Source organism: Spiroplasma sp. Moj (assembly GCF_016082285.1).
Lineage (GTDB): Bacteria > Bacillota_I > Bacilli_A > Mycoplasmatales > Mycoplasmataceae > Spiroplasma > Spiroplasma phoeniceum.
On record NZ_MQTY02000076.1, the window covers coordinates 1 to 5,055 of the forward strand.

7 protein-coding genes are annotated in these 5,055 nt (G+C 23.8%); 3 read left to right on the forward strand and 4 right to left on the reverse strand.

Annotation, left to right across the window (positions count from 1 at the left end; translation table 4 throughout):
• Positions 1–131 precede the first annotated feature (131 nt).
• Positions 132–740: a C39 family peptidase gene (locus tag BST80_RS03975; protein WP_415746068.1), complete on the reverse strand. Its 609-nt coding sequence runs from the start codon at positions 738–740 to the stop codon at positions 132–134.
• 660 nt (positions 741–1,400) lie between these two features.
• Here BST80_RS03975 and BST80_RS03980 point away from each other — a divergent pair.
• Genes BST80_RS03980 through tyrS form a run of 3 tightly spaced genes read left to right on the forward strand, consistent with a single transcriptional unit; the run spans position 1,401 to position 3,380 of the window.
• Positions 1,401–1,565: a hypothetical protein gene (locus BST80_RS03980; RefSeq protein ID WP_415746063.1), complete on the forward strand. Its 165-nt coding sequence runs from the start codon at positions 1,401–1,403 to the stop codon at positions 1,563–1,565.
• Between the two features lie 2 nt (positions 1,566–1,567).
• Positions 1,568–2,074, forward strand: coding sequence for a hypothetical protein (locus tag BST80_RS03985; RefSeq protein WP_415746064.1), 507 nt, complete (start codon positions 1,568–1,570; stop codon positions 2,072–2,074).
• A 43-nt stretch (positions 2,075–2,117) separates the two neighbouring features.
• Positions 2,118–3,380 (forward strand): tyrosine--tRNA ligase, encoded by a 1,263-nt coding sequence (tyrS, locus tag BST80_RS03990; RefSeq protein ID WP_415746069.1) that lies wholly within the window; start codon positions 2,118–2,120, stop codon positions 3,378–3,380.
• A 69-nt stretch (positions 3,381–3,449) separates the two neighbouring features.
• Here tyrS and BST80_RS03995 read toward each other — a convergent pair whose 3' ends face one another.
• The 3 genes from BST80_RS03995 to BST80_RS04005 all read right to left on the reverse strand — a co-directional run bounded on the left by BST80_RS03995 (position 3,450) and on the right by BST80_RS04005 (position 4,688).
• On the reverse strand, positions 3,450–3,695 hold the full coding sequence (locus BST80_RS03995; protein ID WP_415746065.1) for a hypothetical protein: 246 nt from the start codon (positions 3,693–3,695) through the stop codon (positions 3,450–3,452).
• Between the two features lie 262 nt (positions 3,696–3,957).
• Positions 3,958–4,395, reverse strand: coding sequence for a hypothetical protein (locus BST80_RS04000; RefSeq protein ID WP_415746066.1), 438 nt, complete (start codon positions 4,393–4,395; stop codon positions 3,958–3,960).
• Between the two features lie 8 nt (positions 4,396–4,403).
• Positions 4,404–4,688 carry a hypothetical protein gene (locus BST80_RS04005; protein WP_415746067.1) on the reverse strand — a complete coding sequence of 95 codons (285 nt, stop codon included), beginning with the start codon at positions 4,686–4,688 and terminating at the stop codon, positions 4,404–4,406.
• Between the last annotated feature and the right edge of the window lie 367 nt (positions 4,689–5,055).

A 5,055-nucleotide genomic window follows, 5' to 3' on the forward strand; every position in this document is an offset into this window, starting at 1 on the left:
TCATATAATTTCTATTTTAAATATATTTTATAGGAATTTTAAAATAACTAGGTTATGCAAGAAGTCTATTTAATTAGTTGAAGAATCGATGGTGATAGTAGTTAAAAATTCACAAATAATTTTAAAATATTTTAATTAGATTTAATAATGCTACTATTTGCGTCATAAGTAAATAGACTACTTATTTGTGATTGTTTAACTTCTACTTCTCCGGATCAAGGATCAGCAATTAAATATGTATATTCTTCAAATTTTTCTGATACTTGAACTCCATGTATAACAATAAGATATCTTATCATATGGTTGTTTCAAGGATATTTACCATGAATACTTAATATAACTGGAAAATTATGCTTTAAACTATTGTTTACATCATTATAAAATATTTTTTGTTCTTTTTCGGTTAAACCATAATTGAGTCCTAATATTTTTCGTGTATATTTATGATTATTTTGGTTTGTGAATTTATTTAAAATTGCTGGAATATTTCATGGATAAGTTTCTGTTTTTACAGTTTGTAAATAATTTTCTAATTTTTCTTGTGATAATTTTTTATTAGCAACATAATTTATTACCATTTGTACACTAGCGGGGCCACATCAATAATTTGTTTCTTGATAAAATAATTCAACGGGTAATGAAATTGATTTATGTTTTATAATATTTTCATTTTTTTCTTTATATAATGGTTCATAATTTTTAATTAAAGGTTCTTGTTTTCATTTATTTTTATAATATATATATGCCTACAAAAAAGTTATAAAAGATATTAAATATTAATTAAAATTAAAAATGCATTTATTATTCATATTTTTTTCATTTTTTCTCCTTAATAATATTTTATAAAAAAAGAAAAAGATAAGTATATTTTTTAATTTTTAACAAATTAATTGCAAATTTTTAATATTTTTAAACAACTTAATTTACATAATAATTAATAAAAGTAAAAAAATACTACAATATCGTAAATTTTTGAGTATTTTGCATTAATTACTGATTTTATTCTTTGATATAACATAAAACAAATTAATGTAAAAACTGGTTTAATACTATCTTGTAAAGATAAATTATATATTGTTGTAAATTAGTATATATTAATTTTTATCATTAAGTTAACTAATTATTCTAATATTATTTAAAATAAATTATAAAATAAGTTATAATATAAAAGTAATATTTAATACGATTAGAAAAAGGGTGGAAAAGAATGATATATATGTTAGCAACAAATGATAATTTATTAATTTAACAAACAATTTTAATCATTGTTTTATTATGTTTAGCAATTGTTTTTTGCTGTTATGGCATTATTGCTGCGCGAAAAGTTGCAATTGCTGCTAAGAAATTTGATTATTTTGTTGAAGACTTAACTTATAAATCAGAAATGTTAAATTCTACTGTTGATTGATACCGTTGTTAAAGTTTCAAATTATATTGATGTTTTTGAAGCTTTTGCAAAACGAAACGTTAAAGCATGAGTGAAAATTATTGCTCGTAATAAAGACATTGCTTATCGAATTGTTGATAAATTAAAAGATTTTGCTAATTCTGATGAGAAGGAATAATTATGGCATTTAAATTTGTTAAAACATTGGCAGTGATGATAGTAGGAATGTTAATTGCTCCGAAAAAAGGTTCAGAATTACGACAAGATTTCATTAATTTAGTTAAAAAATATAATCCACAACTTAAAAAAATGGTTAATAAAATTGAGATTGTATGAGAAAAATCGCAAGGAATAGAATCAGATGAAGTTGCAACTGATATTGAATTGCACATTAAAAATGTCAAAGGTGCAGTTGAAATTTTAGATTCTGCTTCAACAAAAGAAATGGCTTATAAGACATTAAAGAAAATTGATAATGGTGCAGTTAAATTAATTAAAGCAGCAGCAAAATCACCTAATGTGCGCGCAGTGGCAAAAGATTTAGCAAAAATAACAGTTTCAGCAATTGACGCTGGAATTAAGGTAACTGAAGATTTGAAAAAAAAATCAACATCAATTTCTGAAAAAATTATTGGAGAAGGAAAGTCTGCCCCAATTAAAAAAGATTCAAAAGTAGATAAGAAATAACTCTAATAATTTAGAGTTTTTTAAATAGCAAAGGAGATAAATGATGGTAAAAAATATTTTAGAAGAATTAAGATGAAGAGGACTATTAAAACAAGTAACTAATGAAGCAAAATTATTAAAAGCGCAAGAATTAAAAAAAGGAGTTTATTGTGGTTTTGATCCAACCGGTGATTCATTACATGTTGGGCATTTAATTCAAATTATGTTATTAAAACGTTTTGAAATGTTTGGATTTCAACCAATTGCTATTATTGGTGGTGGGACAGGAATGATTGGTGATCCTAGTGGAAAAAAAGCAGAACGGGTATTGCTAGATGATAAAACAATTAAACATAATGTGGAAACCATTAGTAATCAAATGCAACAATTAATTGGATCAAAAGTTAAAATGGTTAATAATGCTGAATGATTTCAAAAAATGACCTTGATTGATTTTTTGCGAAATGTTGGTAAAAATTTTAATATTAGTTATTTATTAGCAAAAGAAAATATTGCAACTAGAATTGAAGTTGGTTTATCATATACTGAATTTGCTTACACATTATTGCAGGCTTATGACTTTTATCAATTATATATTAATTATGATTGTGCTGTTCAAACTGGTGGTAGTGACCAATGAGGAAATATTACTTCGGGTACAGATTATATTTATAAACAAATTGGAGAAGATAATTTAGCTTGTGGTTTGACAATGAATTTATTAACAAAAGCTGATGGTTCCAAATTTGGAAAAACAGAATCAGGGGCAGTTTGATTAGATTCAAAAAAAACATCGCCGTATGAATTTTATCAATTCTTTTATAACCAAGATGACCAAGAAGCAGGGAAATTATTACGTTATTTAACAATGTTATCTGAAAAAGAAATTATTGCTCTTGAAGCAGTTCACCAAAATGAACCAGCACAACGCATTGCACAAAAAAAACTAGCAGAAGAAGTAACTTTATTTGTTCATCAAGCAGCAGGATTAAAAACAGCACAAATTGTTAGCGAAGCTTTATTTAAAGGCAATTTACATGAATTATCAGAGCAACAGCTAGACCAACTTGATAACAATTTACCTAATTTTCATTTAACAAATCTTAATTTGCCGCTGCTTGATTTATTAGTACAAGCACAGATTATTTCTTCTAAACGTGAAGGTCGTGAGTTTTTAGAACAAGGTGCAATTACTATTAATGGGCAAATTGTTAAAGAAGAAACTTGACTTGTAGCAAAAGATAAGTTTTTATTTGATAAATATTTAATTATTCGTCGTGGAAAACGAAAATATCATTTAATTTATCTTACAACTAACAAAAAATAAAAAAATAACATTTTACCATTTAAATAATGCTATTTATAGGAATAAAGTGTTCTTTTTAGTTTTTTAAAATTATTGCAATTTAATAGGTTTATTTTTAGTTGCTTTCTTTTTATTTTTAAAATAAAGACGAGTATAATAAATTACTTGTGCTAATAATATAACAAAAATATTGATAAACGCGAATAAACGACAATGTCAAGGTGTTTGTGGTAAAGCAAACACAGCAATTAATAATAATAACGCAGAAGCATTTAAGATTCCCCAAATTGTAATTTTATGTCATAATTTTAGTTTTCTTTTTTGAACTTTTTTCATACTTGTAACCTTTCTTTGAATTTTTCCATATTCAATATGTGTAAAATTACACTTAGTATTATTTTAGCCTAAAAATATTAGATTTTTTTTAAATTAAGATATTTTTACATTAAATTGTAAATGTAATAAATTTCTTAACTAAATAGTAATATATAATATAAAAATAAACGTTTTAAAATTAATTTAATTTTGGTAAATATAATGTTAAAAATTCATGTCAGAATTCTCATGCTCTTGTTTTTAATTCATTTGGTATTAAAAATTAATATACAAATCCTTCACCAATAACTTCATATAAACTAGAAAAAGAATATGAACTAAGATGAAATAATTTAAAAATTTTTTCTTTGTCTAAGCTTGGTCAATTATTAAAATTAATAATTTTACTTGTTAAAAAATCTTTTAATTTATTACTTATACTTATATGCATATTATCTTTTAAAAAATGATCTAACATATGTCTTAATTCATAAAAGAAAACTCTAAAAGGATCAAGAACAGAAGAATAACCAGTATAAAATGAATGATTTCCCATAGCATTATAATAACATTTTAATATTCGTGCATGAATTTGAATATGATGGTCAAAATGACCGTATCCATCTGCATCAAGAACTTGAGCAATATCAATTCATTTTAATACATTATGAACATTATTTTTTCCTCAACTACTAGCCATATAATTATAAAATCTTACCATTAATTGTTTTAATCTATTATAATATATGTCGGACAATAATTATTAATAAAATTTGTTAAAGATGATTTAGTTTTTGGATTTAAAAAATTTAATAATTCTTCATATGAATTAAATTCTGGTTTTTCATAAAATGGTAAGTTAGGATATTCAGCATGACTTAAAAAGGCATTTGTTAAATTTTTTTCAAGATCTGTTGCTGGGTTTTTACTAATTCATAAGCCATTATAGCCACGTTGTTGCATTCAAGTTTGATTTGGAACATATTGTTGATTTAAATTAATTTGATTTAACACTGATTTATCAAGAAGATAATTAAGGGTAACTGAACTTCGGTAAATCTTAAAATCATTAGAAGTAATTGTAGCCGTTGTAGCCGTAATATTATTTTTAATTTGAATTTTATTAATCTTTAATGCTGGGAACTTTTGTTTTAATAGACTTCTTGCATAACCTAGTTATTTTAAAATTCCTATAAAATATATTTAAAATAGAAATTATAGGAATCTAAAATTATGAAATTTGATAAATTTGATTTTATTAATGATAAAGAATTATTCCGATTAACAGGAATAAAACAAGCCACTTTTAATAAAATGTTAGATATTTTAAAGGTTGCTGAAATAGAAAAATTTAAAAAAGGTGGCAAAGCTAACAAATTAT